The organism is Gracilibacillus sp. D59, from assembly GCF_052246695.1.
In the GTDB taxonomy this organism is placed as follows: domain Bacteria; phylum Bacillota; class Bacilli; order Bacillales; family Amphibacillaceae; genus Gracilibacillus.
The window spans coordinates 1-18288 of the sequence record NZ_JBQQCK010000012.1; the positions used below are offsets into that span (position 1 = coordinate 1).

Sequence of the window (18288 nt, forward strand, 5' to 3'; positions counted from 1 at the left end):
CATCCATTTCTATAATGTGGAGCGATACCAGAAAAGATTAAACGGCCTCAGTCCTATGGAGTGTAGGAATAAGGCCGCATAAATCCTTTTTATTATTTCCACTGTCTACTTGACAGGGGGCAGTTCAGCTACTAAAAAAACCGAGCAATTGCTCGGTTTTTTATCTAGAAAAAATATACAGCACGTGTCTACTCAAGCGACCTATACAATAGTACACAAAAAACATAAACTGTGCAGTTATATTTTTTAGATTTGCTTTCTTTCATTCTGATTATAGGTGAGTGCTGCCAATCGCTCCGGCAGAATACTGCGCTTTCCATGGGCACGGCTTCAGCCAGGGAACTACTTGAATAAACTTCTTTGTCCCCTTGCACCGAGGAAGCCTACTACGAAGCGTTACTAGGAGACGCAGGTGCATCACGGGGTCTTCAGACTCGTGCTGTTCCCATAGGAGTCTCCGTATTCTGCCTCCGCTATAGGCAGTGTTCTGATTATCGAAGGAAGAGAACTTTTTGGATTTTATTCTGTGTATTTCTTCTTACTTGATGAGAAATACATACTAAGCTCCGGAAAAATGCGACACTCCAGTGGGACTAGCGCGAGCTGAAGATCCACTTGGTAAAGGGCTTTTCTTTACCAAGTTAGCTGAAGCCGTGCCCACCGCAGCGCCGAACTAGCAGTCACCGTTAGAAGAATGAAAGAACATTACACCCAAAATGAATTTTTATTGGTTCGTAGTTTGCATCAAGTACGAATTAGAGATGGCGGATTATGCCCGTTTTTTCTTATACATCTTTATATTTCTATTCTTATGATAAACAGAAAGAAATGCTGCGCCGATTACGAGTATAATACCAATGACTTGTAAAAAACTTAAGTGGTCACCAAAAATGATTACACCAATGAGTACAGCAACAATTGGTTCCATCGCTCCTAAGATAGCCGCTTTACTCGATTCAATATGAGCAAGTCCAAACGTATAAAGTGTATAAGCACCAATGGTAGAAATAATCACAATACCGCCAATATTAAACCAGACGTCAAATGATTGAAAAGCAACTGCCTTGTTCCATAAGCCGCTCGTCGGAAATATAAAAATACTGCCCATACATAAGGCATATACTGTTGTAGTAAGAAAATTATATTGTCTACTGATCTGTTTGCCAATTAAACTGTACAAACCACAGAAAAAGGCAGATAATAATCCTAAAACTACACTAATGAGAGGGATTTGCATATGCCCAAGAGGAACAAGTTGAATAGCCAGTGCACATCCAAATATAGTCAATAATAAAGAAACAACTTTCCTGCTCGACAATGGTTCATTAAAGAAATATTTAGATAATAAAGCAACAAAAACAGGAGCAGTGTAGAGCAACACAACGGCTATAGATATGGATGTTTGTTTCATTACAGTAAAATAAAACCAATTGAACAAAACTATACCACATACCCCTAAGCCAATAAAATGCGGGAGATGTTTCAACTGAATTCGTAACTTTTTTGGTGCAATAATAGCGGTTAAACTCATTAATATCACGGTCGAAGTAGTCAAACGGATGGCGACGATCTCCCATGCTGTAAAACCTTCATCATATAATCCGTCTACAAATAAGCCAGTCAGTCCCCATAAACTTGCACCAATAACCGTAACAAAATATGCAAAATAGTTCTTCATACTTTCACCTTCTTTTCTCTATCTATTTTCAAAGGTTTTTATATTCAGAAGCATAGTCATCATAGCACATATTATTTTCTCTTCAACAGTAAGTATACCCCTAAACCAATTAAAATGGCTGGCCAAAATCGTTCAACCCAACTCATAAACTGATTGATCCAGCTAAACCATCCTGGCTGATTATCAGCGAAGATAGCAAAAATAGAAATGACTAATAAAATAATACCAGGAATAAATCCTTGTCTCGTTTTAACTGCACGTGCTAGAAACGCTATAGCTACAATCATTGTATACATGCCCCAATGATCAATCCAAAATCCATAGTGGCTTAGAGCGTGGAAGTGGATTCCTAGACCAAGTAAGAGGATACCAGGAAAAACATTTTTAAAATCTTTAGTTGAAAAAGCATGAATGAGAAAAGCAACTCCTACCAAAATTAATAAGGTAGGCCAAGAGTAGAAATCAGTAAAGATAGGTAATCGTAATTCTCTAAGTAAGAAAAAGACGCCAATTCCAATCAATAAATATGCTACAAGTCCATTATTTTTCAAAAATAAACACTCCTAGATTAAAATTATTATTAACTTAGATTTATTTTCTTGATAAAATATATTGAATATGGTAAAGTACTATTGAATTCAATTCACATAACAACAACTTTCATTTTATCATAGATGATTCGTAAACTGTTCATAAAATCATCACGATTTCGAAGTGAAAACATGTTATAATAATAATACTTATGTGTTAGGCTTTTGCTTTTTTGGGGGTAGATACAGTGCATATTTTAGCAGCGAGTATAAATTATAAAACAGCTCCTGTCGAAGTAAGGGAAATGCTCGCATTCCGTGAGGATACGATTAATGATGCGATGACAGAATTAAACAGCAGAAAAAGCATTTTAGAGAATGTTATTATTTCTACCTGTAATCGCACGGAAATTTATGCGGTAGTTGATCAACTTCATACAGGAAGATATTTTATCAAACAGTTTTTGGGTGATTGGTTTGATATGGAAAAAGACACATTTGCGCCACACCTTATTATGTATGAAAACGAAGCAGCGGTGGAACATCTATTCCGTTTAAGCTGTGGATTGGAATCCATGGTAATGGGTGAAACACAAATTTTAGGTCAAGTAAAGCAAATCTTTTTAGATGCGCAAAAGCGAAAATTAACTGGTACTATTTTTAATGAGCTTTTTAAGCAAGCGATAACGATCGGTAAGAAAAGTCAGCGTGAGACATCAATCAATGAGAACGCTGTGTCTGTAAGTTATGCAGCGGTAGAATTGTCGAAAAAGATCTTTACTGATTTAAAAGAAAAACATATTGTCATTATTGGTGCTGGGAAAATGGGTGAATTAGCTGCAAAAAACATCTATGGTTCTGGTGCAGAGCAAGTTACGGTTGTAAATCGTACCAAGGAGAAAGCTGAACAACTTGCGAGCCAATTTAATGGTGTAGCAAAATCAACTTCAGATTTGGAAGACACGCTAGTGGCAGCTGATATTGTGATCAGTTCTACTGGAGCGAGTGATTACATTATTACGAAAGACCTTTATCAACGTGTAGAAAAAAAACGTAAAGGTCGTCCATTATTCCTTGTTGATATTGCCGTGCCAAGAGATTTAGATCCGGCATTGGAATCTGTGGATAATGTATTCTTATATGATATCGATGATCTGCAAAATGTAGTAGATGCTAATCTAGAGGCTCGTAAAGAAGCTTCAGAAATCATTGAATTGTGGATAGAAGAAGAGATCGTTGCATTCAATGAATGGTTACAAACACTTGGTGTTGTACCTGTTATTACAGCTTTACGTGAACAAGCATTATCCATACAGCATGAAACGATGAAAAGTATAGAACGCAAAATGCCTAACATGACAGAACGTGAACGTAAAGTGTTGAATAAACACACAAAAAGTATTGTTAATCAAATATTAAAACAACCTATTCTACAGGCAAAAGAATTTGCTGGGCAGAAAAATGCTGATCAAGCATTAGCATTATTTATGCAGATATTTGATATAGAGGATCGAGTAAAAGAAGAAGTGAAAAAAACTGAAAATGATAAGGTTATTACCTTTGAAAAAAACAAGGAAAGCGTTGTACAGAAACTACAAAATGTGTCGACACATTAATCGGGTGGTTTTCCCAATATGTTCGAAGAAAGATTTTTACAAGAGAGTATGTTATTAATCTATGGCTTTACCGTTATTATTTATTTCTTAGATTTTCTATACCATAACCGGAAAGCGAATAGAACCGCTTTCTGGTTGCTTGCAATGGTTTGGCTTTTTCAAACCATTTTTTTATTAACAGAAATTTGGCAGACATCAAGTATACCGATACAAACCTTAAACGATGGATTATATACGTATACATGGATTATTATTACGTTTTCTCTAGTTGTCCATCGGTTGTTTCGTCTCGAATTTTTTATGTTCTTTATCAGTGTATTTGGTTTTTTTATCATGCTTATTCATACATTACGATCGACGCAAATCACGGATTCTACTCAGATCCCATTAGTATTAGATGAATTGCTTTTTGCGCATATTGTACTTGCGCTCGTATCCTATGGTCTTTTTACCATTTCGTTTATATTAGCATGTCTCTACTATATGCAATATAAGTTTCTTAAAATGAAAAAAGGGTATAAATGGTTGAGAAGATTCCAAGACTTAGAAGGGTTGGAAAAAAGAGCATTTCAGTCAATTGTTCTGGGTGAACCACTATTATTGTTGTCGATTATTCTAGGAGTAGTCTGGGCATATATGACAGGGACAGAATTTTATTGGGGTGACAGTAAAACACTCGGTTCCATTATTGTGTTTATCATCTATGCAGGCTATTTATACATGCGGATTCAAAAAGGCTATAAAGGTAAAGCTATTTTAAGCTGGAATATATTCGCATTTCTGATTTTATTAATCAACTTTTTCCTGTTTAACAGTTTATCGAATTTTCATATGTAATATAACACTAAGGAGGCAACCAGATTGCGTAAAATTGTCGTAGGTTCAAGAAGAAGTAATTTAGCAATGACTCAGTCAGAATGGGTAATCGAGCAGTTAAAGAGACATGCTGGTAATAAATATGATTTTGAAATTAAAAAAATCGTAACCAAAGGTGATCAAATTCTCAATGTTACTCTTTCGAAAGTCGGAGGGAAAGGTCTGTTTGTGAAAGAGATTGAAAAAGCGATGTATGACAAAGAGATTGATTTTGCTGTACATAGTATGAAAGATATGCCAGCAGTAATGCCAGATGGTTTGATAATTGGCTCCATTCCTGTACGGGAAGACCATCGAGATGCTTTTATTTCCAATGATCATATTAAATTAGCGGATTTACCAGAAGGGTCCATTGTAGGAACCAGTAGTTTGCGTAGAGGTTCACAAATTTTAGCGGAACGTCCTGATCTAAACATTCAATGGATTCGTGGAAATATTGAAACAAGAATGAGAAAGTTAAAAGAAGAGAATTTTGATGCCATCATTCTTGCTGCAGCAGGATTGAAACGAATGAAGTGGAGCGAAGATATTGTTACGGAATATTTAGAACCAGATGTATGTGTACCTGCTGTTGGACAAGGTGCTTTAGCGATTGAATGTAGAGAAGATGATCGTGAACTATTAGCATTATTAGAAAAAATTAATGATGCGTACACGGAAAAAACGGTAACAGCGGAACGCACCTTCTTGCATTTATTAAATGGAGGTTGCCAGGTTCCAATTGGCGGTTATGCATACCTTGATGATGAAGAGATTGTATTAACTGCATTAGTTGCAAGCAGTGATGGTAAGACGATCTTAAAAGAAACTGTAAAAGGTCAAGATCCACAACAAGTAGGGAAAGAAGCAGCGGAAAAACTGCAAGCCCAAGGTGCCCAAGAGCTAGTGGATGAAGCAATCGAGGAGAACCAAGAATGAGTCAACCTTTAAAAGGTAGAAAAGTAATGGTGACAAGGGAAGCGAGACAAGCGCTCCCCTTAATCCATTTACTTAAAGGATATGGTGCAAAGTGTGAACGTGTACCACTACTCCGATTCGAAGCAAATTTCAATGATGTGAATCGTGATCAATTAATTAACATTGCTTCATTTGATTGGCTCTTCTTTACCAGTGTAAATACTGCTCGCTTTTTCCATAAATACATTACTGCACTTGGTATTCAGGTGAAAAATAACATTGCAGCTATTGGAGAAAAAACAGCTAGTTCACTAAACGAATATGGTTATCCCGTTGATTTTCAACCTTCTATCTACAGTGGTAAGACAATGGTCGAAGAATTTTTACATAGAATTGGTAACAAACGGATAGCGATTATTTGTGGAGAAAATGCCAGAAGGGAAATTCCTGAGTTACTTGAGGAAGCAGGGGTATCTTTTGAAAAAATCGTTATTTATCGTACAATAAAAAATGAGCAATCAAAATCATTGCTAAATAAGTCGGTATCAGAAGTTGATGCTGTATTTTTTACCAGTCCATCAACTGTTGATGCTTTTCAACAATTTTTGGACCCTCACCTGTTTGAACAAGCTAAAAATAGTTTGTTGACTGTTGCGATTGGAGAAACAACAGCAGAGGCTTTACGTGAACGGTCATTCTGTCATATTCTCTATCCTGAAACATTTACTTTGGAGAATATGGTAGAGGTTTATATTGATTACATAAGAAAAGGTGATACATAATGGCAAAAACACAATTTGATCGCCATCGTCGCTTAAGAAACTCTAGTGCCATGAGACGATTTGTGCGTGAAACAGATTTAAAAGTAGATGATTTAGTATATCCATTATTCGTTGTTGAAGGGGAAAATATTAAAAATGAAGTTAGTTCGATGCCAGGGGTTTTTCAAATATCATTAGATCGCCTCGATGAAGAAATGGATGAGTTATTATCACTTGGAATTCCTTCTCTTCTTTTATTCGGTGTACCAAAAGAGAAAGATGAAGTGGGGTCTGGTGCCTATGATCCGAACGGTATTGTTCAACTTGCAATTCGTCAGATTAAACAGAAGACAGATCAACTGCTAGTCATTGCAGATACGTGTTTATGTGAGTATACATCTCATGGACATTGCGGAATTATTGAAAACCAGGATGTCGATAATGACAAATCTTTACCATTACATGTGAAAACAGCTGTTACTCAAGCTGAAGCTGGTGCTGATATTATTGCTCCATCTAATATGATGGACGGTTTTGTAGCTGAAATTCGCAAAGGATTAGATGAAGCAGGTTTTGAACACATTCCGATTATGTCTTATGCCGTTAAGTATGCCTCTGCTTTTTATGGTCCATTCCGTGACGCAGCAGATAGTACGCCACAATTCGGTGACAGAAAAACGTATCAAATGGATCCTGCAAATCGTTTAGAAGCTATGCGTGAAGCAGCATCTGATGTGGAAGAAGGAGCCGACTTTTTAATTGTCAAACCTGCTTTATCCTATATGGACATTATACGTGATGTCAAGAACCAACATCCTGTACCAGTAGTTGCTTATAACGTAAGTGGAGAATATTCCATGGTAAAAGCAGCTAGTTTGAAAGGTTGGATTGATGAACAGGCAATTGTCATGGAGAAACTGACCGCAATGAAACGAGCTGGTGCGGATATTATAATTACCTATTTTGCAAAAGATGTGGCAAAATGGCTTCAAAATAAATAAGGAGGCGATCAATCCATGCGTGAAAATCAAAATTCGGTAGATGCATACAAGGAATCGGTAAGTTTAATGCCGGGAGGGGTAAACTCACCTGTTCGAGCGTTTAAATCAGTAGGCATGAATCCTATTTATATGGAATATGGAAAAGGGTCAAAAATTTATGATATTGATGGTAATGAATATATTGACTATGTATTAAGCTGGGGACCATTAATATTAGGGCATGCGGATGACCGTGTAGTTTCAAAGTTAAAAGAAACAACAGAAAAAGGGACAAGCTTTGGTGCTCCGACGTTACTAGAGAATGAATTAGCACAATTAGTGATTGATCGTGTGCCTTCGATCGAAATGGTTCGTATGGTTAATTCAGGCACAGAAGCAACGATGAGTGCTTTGCGGTTGGCTCGTGGTTATACCGGGAAAAATAAAATTCTCAAATTTGAGGGGAATTACCACGGTCATGGTGACTCATTACTTATTAAAGCTGGTTCAGGTGTTGCGACTTTAGGTCTTCCGGATAGTCCTGGTGTACCTGAAAGTGTTGCACAGCATACGGTTACAGTACCTTACAACGACTTAGAAAGTGTTCGTTATGCCTTCGAACAATTTGGTGATGATATAGCAGCCGTTATTGTGGAACCCGTATCAGGAAACATGGGAGTTGTTCCACCAAATCAGGAATTTCTAAAATCCTTACGTGATATTACCAAACAGCACGAAACTTTACTTATTTTTGATGAAGTAATGACAGGTTTCCGTGTTGGCTATCATAGTGCACAAGGTCATTTTGAGGTTACACCAGATTTAACTTGTTTAGGGAAAGTAATCGGTGGAGGTTTGCCTGTTGGTGCATATGGTGGTAAGCGTGAGATAATGGAGCGCATTGCTCCTGTAGGTGATATTTATCAGGCAGGTACGTTGTCTGGGAATCCACTAGCAATGACAGCTGGTTTAGAAACATTAAAGGCGATGGATCGTGCCTCATATGACGAGATTAATAAGAAAGTAGATCGTCTTGTGGAAGGTTACAGATTAGCAGCTGACAAACATAATGTACCATTACAAATTAATCGTGCTGGTTCTATGATTGGAGTCTTTTTCGCAAATGAACCGGTGGTTAATTATGAAACGGCATCGAAATCAGATACTGAAGCATTTGCAACGTATTACCAAACAATGGCGGAAGAAGGAATCTTTCTTCCACCTTCACAATTTGAAGGATTATTTCTGTCTATTGCCCATACAGAAGATGATATTGAAAAAACAATCGCAGCAGCAGAAAAAGCATTCGAAAAACTATCCTAATCCAAAAGCTTGTAAGCCTAAAAGGTTTGCAAGCTTTTTTAATAAGGTAGGAAAGCATATAAACGTTGGTATCATAGTATTTTTGTATCTTATTTACGTTTAAAAAGTGTAATGAATAAAGATTTAGTTGATTAGTCATGCTGTTTATGATGAAAGTTAAAGTGTCCAAGCCACCCGCTGCGGCTGACCGTTTCGCTTTCCAAGGGGCATCCTCTTCAGCTAACTTTTGCAGGAGGAGTTCGCTCCTGCAAAAGTGGATCTTCAGATCATGCTATTCCCTTAGGAGTCGAAACGGTCGGCCTCCTCTATACCTTTTTCTACAACGAATATCAGAAAAAGCATATTGCTTTTATAACCATATAAGTGATACAAGAGCCATTTTTTTACACTTTTACGAGGGTTAATAACCCAAGCTACTAGGTCTGACAAATGTTGTAGCGCATGCATGGCGCGAAGGCGCCCACTTCAACTCCTGTGGGACTCGTTTGCCCTGAAGATCCACTTTTTTGAGCGGTTTTTGCTCGAAAAAGTTAGCTGAAGGGCAAACCCCACGGAAAGGGGAGTGGGCAGCCGGAGTGGTGATCAAACGGTCGATATATTTCATAATGACTACTAATAGTAATATTCACAGACCTACTTAGCATATTGTTGTAAGACGGGGCGGGTTTTGCCTAGTTTTTCTTATGTTGATTTCTGTAAAGACTGAGCATAATATAAGTTGATAAAAACTACGAACGTACGAAAACTTGTCTTGGGTTAGTTTCCTTCGATTCTGGTTTGTGATGAGTGCTAGAATACGTTCTGGCAGAATACTCTGCTTTCACCCAAATGGACATAAGTCAACATCTGCTCAAGCAAGCTTTCGACTCCTAAGGGAACTGTAACCAAAGTGAGATCCCACCGTGAACGGTCTTTTAGTGAGTGAGGAGGCTGCAGAACGCGAAATATGTTACAACAGCGTATCCCTAGTACTCATTTCTGAGAAGAGAGAAGGGAGCAAATCTAAGGGGAATTACTACGGAGTTTATGTTTACTGCAGTATAAAATAGAGAAATCTTTTTAAAAGAAAATTAATTGAAGACTATTCATTTGATTCGTATTTTCCTAATTTAGCATGGGGAGGTTGGTGATCTAGTATTTGAACGTCTATCCATACTTTAATTTCATCATTCTTTTCAAGTTTTTCTATATCCTTCATGTTCTCAACTGAAATTAATATTGTACCATTGTAACCATATTCAGTAATGGTACCTGATTTAATATTCATTCGTATTTGATTACTATCCTCAAAAGATACAACAATCCCAATAAAATCAGGAATATCTGAATATAACTTTTCTTCAGAACAAGCTACTATAAGTAATGCCAAGATCAACAAAATACACCTTTTCATTTCTTAGCTCCCATAAATACTTATTATATTAAATTATTTTAACATTAATCATAAATGATAAAAAACAACTGGTTAGCAAAATCGAAATGCTATTACATTTTATGTATTATTAAATAGAGTTGCGTGGAAAGATAGTTCTATTTTAAAACCAGATACTAATACAAGAAAATAAGCAAGCTGAATAATTCTTGATCAAGCATATTTCCTTGGGTACCTACATATAGTTTATTGAGATGCTAGTACGCCTTAGCTAAGCAAAAGAAAGGGGGAAGTGCTTTGCAAGAAACTTTTACTTTTAATATTCATGAGGCAATAGCTTTCGATAAGGATCAACAAATCCAAGAAATGCTAGGCATTGGATTAGAACCAGTGATATCAATGGAAGAAATAGGTAATACACTTTCCATCAGAGGTGTGATGGAACTGAAAGGAGAGTATATTAAAAACGACACTCCTGATGAGAGTGAAGAACGACTAACTGACGCAACTTACGTGGAACGCGTAGAATCTTTATCTGATGAAGTCAACGAATTTTTTCATAAATTCCTTATTGATGTATCGATTCCAATGGAGAGAATTCCATCTTTAGATGATGTCTCTATTGAAGTAGATCATTTCGATTATGCATTAGATTCTGCGAATGAAATGCTAATAGAAGCAACCCTTGCTATTCATGGTATAGATGAAACGCAAGTTCAATCTGAAATTCAAGAAGAAGATACTCTGCCAGCTTTCGAAGAAAATCGCATGGAAGAACAACAAGACGAAACAGAGGATACATTTCATATTAAAGTAGATGAAGAATTGGAAACTTCACCGGAAGAAGAGAAAGTTGTTGCTATCAACAGTAAACGAAGTGATCAGGAATCAATGGAAGTAGTCGATAGCATAGATGAACAGGAACCGGAGTTAGTTAGAGAGTCAGAAGAAGATGTCGTTTTGGAAAGTGAAGATGAAGAACTGGAAGAAGAGGAAGAAAAACTTCATGTCCAAGCGAGAGAAGAGCGGACAAATGATGATACATCCTATTTATTGAATATTTTCGCAGGAGAAGAAAGTTCAAACTATACTCGACTAAAATTATATATTGTGCAACCTGATGACCAGATGCAAACCATTGCTGAGCGTTATGAAGTAACTCCAAGACAAATTATGAGAACGAATCGTCTGGAAGAAGAAGATGTATCTGCAGGTCAATTAATTTATATTCCAATAATCTCAGAGGAATAAAGCTTTAATCCCTTGGTGCCAGTCAAGGGATTTTTTGTTTCATATTTGGAAGGAGGAAACAAAATGGATTGGTCAAAAATTATAGATGGATTTCAATTACAACCGGAAGAAATCGAGCAGGTAACTGAAAGAGTGTTTAAAATTAAAGCGAATTCCCAACAGTATGCTTTGAAAAAGTCAAGACTAAATCCTGATGATCTAGGAAGATGGCAAGCGATTCAACAATTTATACAACAAAAACAGATACTTGGCTTTGTTCCCATTCATTATGCCAAAAATAAACAACCATTTGTACAGGATCAAAAACATATCTATTACCTGATGCCATGGGTGGAAAAAGAGTACATGGATCAACCAGTTGATGAGTATGCAACTACTATGCATGCAATCGGTCGTCTTCACGCTGCCACTATGGATTATCATCAGATTGCACCACTGAAACAAAATAAGACTACTATCGCGCAACAATTTCAGCAAGAGTTAGCTACCTATCGGGATCAAATGTTGAAGTACGTTCGATATTTTGAAGCAAAGCGTTTTATGTCCCCATATGAGTTACAAGTTTGCATGTATTACCGGGATATAGAACAAACATTCAATCAACTGGAAAGGTGGCAAGAAATTTATTTGGATGTAATGGAAGAAACCGAGAAGATGAAATATTCATTATGCCACGGAAATATACAACCTTCCCATTATGTCAATACACAAACCAACACGTATTTTTTGAATTGGGAAGATGCTTTTATGACTTCTCCAACATATGATTTAGTGAAATATTATCAATATTTATTTCAATTCCATGACTGTGATATGGGGAAAATAACTGATTCGTTTTCTATCTATTGTCGTTATATTGATTTATCGGATTATGAAAAATCTTTATTAGTTTTACAATTGCTTTCACCATCTAATTGGATTCAAGAGGTACTAACAAGTATGCAGGCATCCAGAAATAAAAATAATGTAACATGCTCTATTAGAATTGAACGGGAATATCGTAAGTTATTATTTGCATTTCAGTTACAGGAATTTATTTATGAAACATTAAAATCAGAGCAATTTGAAGAAACTTACTAGATCCATTCTAATTGAAAAGCAATCAGGATACCAATCAAAATTCCTAACAATAAAACATCGAACGTTGTTGGTATAAATAAAGTTCGTATCCCCTGAAAAATCACGATTGGAGGAGTGCACCGTTCACAAATTAATATCCATTCTCGAGCCCAAGGTGGTAGACGATAGCGATAATAACGAGCCAAAAAATCACCTCATTCACGATAAAATAAAGAAATGTATATTGTAGCTTATGCAGCGAAAATCGAAGCGTACACCTATTTGCAAATTTAAAAGAATTTTTTTCAATAAAAAGATTAACTATGTATGTGACGTTTGTAATTTCATAATAAATACCTAGTCCCATTTTCTTAAAACAAAGTTGTCATGCAGGAATATTATAGATGAATGTCGAATATATACATGATAATAGGTAATATGGAGTTAATGAAATGTGTCGGTGTTCTTTGATGGGGGTGATAATATATCATATCTTAATAGTGAAGGGTTTATGATTCATTACAAATGGCTTCATTCAAATGAATCAAACAAGAAAAATGTACTTGTTTTGCTTCATGGATTAGGATTGCATCTTAATTCATGGGGGCCTATTTTACCATTGTTAGAAAGGGATTATGATATTCTTCTGTTGGATTTACCAGGACATGGGCTTAGTGATTATTCTGGTGAGAAGCCAATACTAGACCGTATGTGCCGTGATCTAAGGCATTTAAAAACTTACCTCCAAATTAATGAATTTCATCTAATTGGACAAGGTTTAGGTGGTTTTGTTGCCATTCAATATGCCCATCAGTATCGAGAAGAAATTCTTTCATTAACATTAATCGCAGTTCCCATTAACTATCCTAAGAAATTGGGAGAGAAGCAAGTTACCAATCGAAAAAAAATTAGTAATCATTCTAAGAGCCTAGAGGTGTTGGGAGAAGAATTAATTCCACAGATTTGTTATAATACCACGGAAGAAAATAAAAGTATATTAAGAGAAGGATATCGTAAAGTTAACAAAGAAGTCTATTTTGAATTGTTTAATACAAGTCATATTGAAATGGCACGGAAGCAATTGCAAGCGATGAATAAGCCGTTATTGCTTTTAGTTGGTTCAGAAGACCCTGTTTACCCTCCAGAACTATTTAGTGCGACATTAAACGCTGTGCCTTCTGCAAGGTTTTTAACCGTACCTGATGCATCTTTTGTCGTTCAATTGGATCAACCATCTATCGTGGCGAAATGGATACATCAGTTTATTCAACAGAAAAGTATTAAAAATAAGGTTAAATACAAATATCTATCTGAGTTAAAATTTGAAATGGAGAGAGAATTAGAAGCACAAATTGAACGACTGGATAAGCGTGTAAATCACATTTCCGTTCTTATGTTACACCGTTTTGAAGTTATTATAAATGGTCTGGCTATTGTTCAAGGTTGGGGTAAAAGAAAAGCAAAAGTAATTTTTACTTATTTAATTTTACAGAAATCGGTTACAAGAGATGAGCTTTGCGATGCTTTTTGGCCTAATTTATCTTTAACTAAAGCTAAAAATCAATTGAGGGTCTCTTTACATCATTTAAAGAAAATACTTGAGCCTGCTCAGATAAGTCAAGATGAACCAATAGTTGTTACAGAAAGAGAGCATGTAGTAATCAGTGGTACTATTAATACTGATTATTTAGTATATCGGCAAAAACTTGAGAATGGTTTAAAATTGTCAAAGGGAATCGAAAAAGTTGAGATATATGAGGAATGTCTAAAAATTGCTTCAGATAATTTTTTCCCTGGTCTTTATGAAGATTATTTTCAACAAATTTATCATCAACTAGAACGAATTTGGGCCGGAATGGCAGAGTTTCTTGTAGACTGGTATCAGAACATAGGTGAAAAGCAAAAAGAATTACAATACAGAGAACTTTTGGAACACTTCGGTTTTAAATCCAGTTTTGATACCTAAAATGTAATTGTAATGGAAGTGTAATGATAGGAATGGTATGATAACAAGGTAACCATAGATAAAATCATATCCTTATTTTTTGAAGTTATATGTTGTACAGAAATGATCAGAAAAAGGCAAACCTATTGAGAGGTAGGGACGCAAAGTTACAGATCCGTATAATAATACATAAGTTTTCGGATGGCTGAGCTGCCTGAAATACTGTAGTGTATTTTAGGAGGGGAATACGTTTATGCCAACAAAAATAAACGTTGATTATGAATGGATTTACTTGATGGCAAAAGCGAAAGAGAGTGGTTATACGATAGAAGAAGTGCGTGAATTCCTAAAAAAGAATGAATGTAAATCCAATGTGTAATACAACGAATAAAACCCTACCTAAAAGTGGGTTTTTTCTTTTTGTTTAAAACTATGAATGTATAGACGAGGATGTCTAACATCGAGAAACTAAACGAATTATCGAGAGATTTATTCCGCATCGATGGTTAACCACTTCCACGATATAATTAATGTGTTATTGTCTCAAATTGGGGTATAGTTTATTATAGCGCAAATTGTCCATAAAACCCTGTGATGGAAGTCTCACTTTATTAGACGAGGGAATTTAATTTTGATATACTGACAGCGATTGATATGATACATACAAATTGTAAAAAAGGTGAAAACTATCGTAGTTTATTATGGGTCTAAAACAGGAAGGGAAGGATTCGATGATAGGAAACAAACCTAAAATAGTTGTACTTGGTGCAGGCTATGCAGGAATGATGACAACTAAGCGATTAACTCAACAATTTTCACAAGAAGAAGTTGAGATTACATTAGTTAACAAACACAATTATCATTATCAAACAACATGGTTACATGAAGTTGCTGCAGGAACAATTGATGTCAATCGTTCTCGAATCATGATTTCAGATGTCATTAATACTCGTCGAGTAAATTTTGTGCATGATACGGTTATAAAAATCAATAAAGAAGACAAAACAGTCCAACTAGAAAACGGTGAAATAAGCTACGATTATTTAGTCATAGGTTTAGGTTTTGAAAAGGCCACATTTGGTATTCCTGGAATGGAAGAGCATGCTTTTTCCATTCAAAGTGTTGATACGAGTCGCATGATTCGAGATCACATTGAGTATCAGTTTGCTCGTTATCGTAATGAGACAAATCCAGACCCAAGTATGCTAACAATTGTCGTTGGTGGTGCAGGTTTCACCGGCATTGAATTTTTGGGTGAATTAGCAGAACGTATTCCGCTATTATGTAAAAAATATGATATTCCACGTCAAGATGTGAAAATTATTGATGTTGAAGCAATGTCAACGATTTTACCTGGATTTAATGAAGAATTATTAAGTTATGCGAAAGAATCTCTAGAATATCGCGGTATAGAATTTAAGCTCGGAACTATGATAAAAGAAGTGAAAGCTGATTCAGTTATCGTCGGTGAAGATGAAGAGGAAATTACAGCAGGTACTATTGTCTGGACTGGTGGTGTACAAGCTAATCGTATTGTTGGAGAATCTGGTTTTGAATTAACTAAGGGTAAAGTTAATGTGGATGCAACATTACGTGCTCCAGGCCATGACGAAGTGTTTATTTTAGGTGATTGTGCATGGGTTATGAATAACGAAACTGGCAAACCATACCCTCCGACTGCGCAAATTGCTATACAAGAAGCAGATGTTTGTGCACATAATATTAAGACCATGATTTACGGAGGTACATTACAGGAATTTAAATTTGATGATAAAGGAACGGTTGCATCTTTAGGCGGAAGTGATGCAATGGGTACTGTATTTGATGGCAATAAAATATATGGAATGCAGGCAAAAGTGATGAAAAATGTGATTGATGACCGTTATCTGTTCTTATTAGGTGGACCAACACTTGTACTGAAAAAGGGTAAATTTCGTCCATTTTAATAGAACTATAATAGAGGAGGAAGTCGAATGAAAAATACATTATTTTATACATTATTAACAGTAGTTGCAACCATTGCTTATGTTTTCGTTTCTAGAAAAATGGAAGATAAGCGAGACTTTCGCTAAAGGATGAGAGCAGATACAATGGGTGTCTGCTCTTTTTTATACTATTTATTTGTAGACAGATACAAATAATAGACCAAGTATTTGGAGGGAACAGAATGTTTTCGATCAATCAATTGGTTTTTAAAGATATTTTAACCGTGAGGAAATTAGACATTGAGTCAGGTAAAGTTTACTGTTTATTTGGAGAAAGCGGAAGCGGAAAATCAACATTATTAAAGATGTTTAACAGTATGCTTACTCCTGACCAAGGAAGCATTACATATAAAGATGAACCGATCACAGATTTAGACCCAGTTCAATTAAGAAGAGAAGTCGTAATGCTTGGGCAGGACCCTGTTGTTTTTGATGGGACGGTTCGTGATAACCTTTTAATAGGCCTGCACTTTGCAGATAAAGAAGAAGTAGAAGACTGGGAGCTTACCAAATTATTAAAAGAGTTACATGTGACTAAAAATTTAGATGAAAAAGCTGATAAATTATCAGGTGGTGAACAACAGAGATTAGCATTCGGACGTGTGCTTCTGATGAATGTTGAAGTATATTTGCTGGACGAACCTACTTCAGCTCTTGATGAAGAAACGGAAACAGCAGTGATGGACTTATTTACAAAGAAGATCCGTAACGCAGGTAAAACAGCAATAATGGTAACACATTCGAAAGAAGTCGCTGAAACATATAGCGATGAAATTATCTATATGAATGACATTCTAACGAAAGAGGGTGCTCTTTCGTGAATGAAATGCTTGAAATTACTATATGGCAACTTGTAACTGCATATATTTTTATTGTTATTTTATTAGCGATCGTTCGCTGGCGTAAAATCCCACGAGAGAAAGAGATTATTATTGCGACACTAAGGATGACAATACAACTCGTATTAGTTGGCTATGTCCTTATGTTTATTTTTGAAAATGAAAAAATGATTTATTCGGTTATCACCATTATTGTCATGGAAACATTCGCAGTCTATAATATTTATAAACGAACAAAGCAATCCTTAAGTAGAGAATTAAAGAAAATCATTGCGTTTTCGATGGTGTCCGGAACATTATTTGCCTTTCTCTATTTTGATTTTATTGTAGTTCAATTTTCGCCTTGGTATGATCCTCGATATTTCATACCGATTGCTGGCATGTTAATTGGAAACTCCATGACTGGTATTACACTTGGAGTTAGTTCTTTAGTAGAAGGATTTACCTCGCGAAAGAAAGAAGTGGAGGCAGCTTTGATGTTAGGGGCCCCACCAAATAAAGCATCACAAGGTATCGTTAATCATGCTTTTGATTCAGCAATTTTACCAACGATAAACAGTATGGTTGGTATGGGGATAGTCTTTTTACCGGGGATGATGACCGGTGTTATTTTATCTGGGGCAGGTCCGATGGATGCGATCAAATATCAAATTGCGATTATGCTTGGGATCACCGGCAGTGTTTCGTTATCTGTTATTTTATTCTTGTATTTTGGCTATAAAACTTTTTTTAACAACTATGCACAGTTGAAATTATAATTAGACTTGACTTAATTGATTCCTTTTGGATAAAATAACATATAATGAATCATAAACTAGTCAGATGCGATGATGAGAAGGAGTACTTCACACTGTTCGCAAGAGAAGAAAACCCATAGGCTGAAAGGTTTTCTCGAAAAAAGGTGAAGGAAGGTAGTCTCTGATGCAGCTTTACTGAACATTTCAAGTAGGTAAAAGCCGGTGAAATCCGTTATCTTCTGCTAAGCGTATAAGTAAATATTACTTATAAATTAAGGTGGTACCGCGGAAACCCAATCCTTTTCGTCCTTTTTAACACAAGGGCGGAAAGGATTTTTTTATATGCTAGGGTTTGAAATTATGCACAAAAAACATAAACTGTGCAGTTATATTTTTTAGATTTGCTTTCTTCCATTCTGATTATAGATGAGTGCTGCCA

Annotated in this window: 18 protein-coding genes, 1 riboswitch and 1 other annotated feature; of the genes, 14 read left to right on the forward strand and 4 right to left on the reverse strand. The window is 35.9% G+C overall.

Going from position 1 to position 18288, the window contains the following annotated elements; genetic code table 11:
- The first annotated feature begins 1 nt into the window (after position 1).
- Positions 2 to 82 carry an IS3 family transposase gene (locus ACTWP4_RS17530; RefSeq protein ID WP_443127340.1) on the forward strand — a complete coding sequence of 27 codons (81 nt, stop codon included), beginning with the start codon at positions 2 to 4 and terminating at the stop codon, positions 80 to 82.
- Positions 83 to 769: 687 nt separating this feature from the next.
- Here the strand turns inward: ACTWP4_RS17530 and ACTWP4_RS17535 are convergent.
- Together ACTWP4_RS17535 and ACTWP4_RS17540 are read right to left on the reverse strand one after the other, a co-directional pair.
- Entirely contained in the window at positions 770 to 1678 is a 909-nt protein-coding gene (locus ACTWP4_RS17535) for a DMT family transporter (protein ID WP_443130083.1), read from the reverse strand.
- Between the two features lie 71 nt (positions 1679 to 1749).
- Positions 1750 to 2229 carry a LiaI-LiaF-like domain-containing protein gene (locus ACTWP4_RS17540; RefSeq protein WP_443130084.1) on the reverse strand — a complete coding sequence of 160 codons (480 nt, stop codon included), beginning with the start codon at positions 2227 to 2229 and terminating at the stop codon, positions 1750 to 1752.
- A 227-nt stretch (positions 2230 to 2456) separates the two neighbouring features.
- On the opposite strand from ACTWP4_RS17540, the gene hemA reads away from it, so the two are divergent.
- The 6 genes from hemA to hemL are packed head-to-tail and all read left to right on the forward strand — an operon-like array spanning position 2457 to position 8661.
- Positions 2457 to 3824, forward strand: a complete 1368-nt coding sequence (hemA, locus tag ACTWP4_RS17545; RefSeq protein WP_443130085.1) for a glutamyl-tRNA reductase — start codon at positions 2457 to 2459, stop codon at positions 3822 to 3824.
- 18 nt (positions 3825 to 3842) lie between these two features.
- Positions 3843 to 4661 carry a cytochrome C assembly family protein gene (locus ACTWP4_RS17550; RefSeq protein WP_443130086.1) on the forward strand — a complete coding sequence of 273 codons (819 nt, stop codon included), beginning with the start codon at positions 3843 to 3845 and terminating at the stop codon, positions 4659 to 4661.
- A gap of 24 nt (positions 4662 to 4685) precedes the next feature.
- A complete protein-coding gene (gene hemC, locus ACTWP4_RS17555) occupies positions 4686 to 5618 on the forward strand; it encodes a hydroxymethylbilane synthase (protein WP_443130087.1) in 933 nt (310 codons plus the stop codon).
- Positions 5615 to 6379, forward strand: a complete 765-nt coding sequence (locus ACTWP4_RS17560) for a uroporphyrinogen-III synthase (protein ID WP_443130088.1) — start codon at positions 5615 to 5617, stop codon at positions 6377 to 6379. Before hemC ends, ACTWP4_RS17560 begins: the two co-directional genes overlap by 4 nt.
- Complete coding sequence (gene hemB, locus ACTWP4_RS17565) at positions 6379 to 7359, forward strand: porphobilinogen synthase (RefSeq protein WP_443130089.1); 981 nt, start codon at positions 6379 to 6381, stop codon at positions 7357 to 7359. The genes ACTWP4_RS17560 and hemB overlap by 1 nt, the downstream gene beginning before the upstream one ends.
- A gap of 15 nt (positions 7360 to 7374) precedes the next feature.
- Positions 7375 to 8661: a glutamate-1-semialdehyde 2,1-aminomutase gene (gene hemL, locus ACTWP4_RS17570; RefSeq protein WP_443130090.1), complete on the forward strand. Its 1287-nt coding sequence runs from the start codon at positions 7375 to 7377 to the stop codon at positions 8659 to 8661.
- Positions 8662 to 9742: 1081 nt separating this feature from the next.
- Here hemL and ACTWP4_RS17575 read toward each other — a convergent pair.
- The gene (locus tag ACTWP4_RS17575) at positions 9743 to 10054 is read right to left on the reverse strand and encodes a hypothetical protein (protein WP_443130091.1); all 312 of its coding nucleotides are present in this window, start codon (positions 10052 to 10054) and stop codon (positions 9743 to 9745) included.
- A gap of 276 nt (positions 10055 to 10330) precedes the next feature.
- Between ACTWP4_RS17575 and spoVID the strand changes: the two genes are divergently transcribed.
- Positions 10331 to 11284: a stage VI sporulation protein D gene (gene spoVID / locus ACTWP4_RS17580; protein ID WP_443130092.1), complete on the forward strand. Its 954-nt coding sequence runs from the start codon at positions 10331 to 10333 to the stop codon at positions 11282 to 11284.
- Between the two features lie 63 nt (positions 11285 to 11347).
- Entirely contained in the window at positions 11348 to 12364 is a 1017-nt protein-coding gene (locus ACTWP4_RS17585; RefSeq protein ID WP_443130093.1) for a phosphotransferase, read from the forward strand.
- Here the strand turns inward: ACTWP4_RS17585 and ACTWP4_RS17590 are convergent.
- On the reverse strand, positions 12361 to 12549 hold the full coding sequence (locus ACTWP4_RS17590; protein WP_443130094.1) for a hypothetical protein: 189 nt from the start codon (positions 12547 to 12549) through the stop codon (positions 12361 to 12363). The genes ACTWP4_RS17585 and ACTWP4_RS17590 overlap by 4 nt on opposite strands.
- Positions 12550 to 12797: 248 nt before the next feature.
- Between ACTWP4_RS17590 and ACTWP4_RS17595 the strand changes: the two genes are divergently transcribed.
- From ACTWP4_RS17595 to ACTWP4_RS17615, 5 genes are all read left to right on the forward strand, one after another.
- Positions 12798 to 14309, forward strand: a complete 1512-nt coding sequence (locus ACTWP4_RS17595; RefSeq protein ID WP_443130095.1) for an alpha/beta fold hydrolase — start codon at positions 12798 to 12800, stop codon at positions 14307 to 14309.
- Between the two features lie 105 nt (positions 14310 to 14414).
- A riboswitch (cyclic di-GMP riboswitch) is annotated at positions 14415 to 14506 on the forward strand.
- 35 nt (positions 14507 to 14541) lie between these two features.
- A complete protein-coding gene (locus ACTWP4_RS17600) occupies positions 14542 to 14667 on the forward strand; it encodes an anti-repressor SinI family protein (RefSeq protein ID WP_443130096.1) in 126 nt (41 codons plus the stop codon).
- A gap of 352 nt (positions 14668 to 15019) precedes the next feature.
- The gene (locus ACTWP4_RS17605; protein ID WP_443130097.1) at positions 15020 to 16234 is read left to right on the forward strand and encodes an NAD(P)/FAD-dependent oxidoreductase; all 1215 of its coding nucleotides are present in this window, start codon (positions 15020 to 15022) and stop codon (positions 16232 to 16234) included.
- 221 nt (positions 16235 to 16455) lie between these two features.
- Positions 16456 to 17094 carry an ABC transporter ATP-binding protein gene (locus tag ACTWP4_RS17610; protein WP_443130098.1) on the forward strand — a complete coding sequence of 213 codons (639 nt, stop codon included), beginning with the start codon at positions 16456 to 16458 and terminating at the stop codon, positions 17092 to 17094.
- A complete protein-coding gene (locus tag ACTWP4_RS17615) occupies positions 17091 to 17870 on the forward strand; it encodes an ABC transporter permease (protein WP_443130099.1) in 780 nt (259 codons plus the stop codon). Before ACTWP4_RS17610 ends, ACTWP4_RS17615 begins: the two co-directional genes overlap by 4 nt.
- A gap of 60 nt (positions 17871 to 17930) precedes the next feature.
- Positions 17931 to 18163: a binding site (T-box leader), on the forward strand.
- The last annotated feature ends 125 nt before the right edge of the window (positions 18164 to 18288 follow it).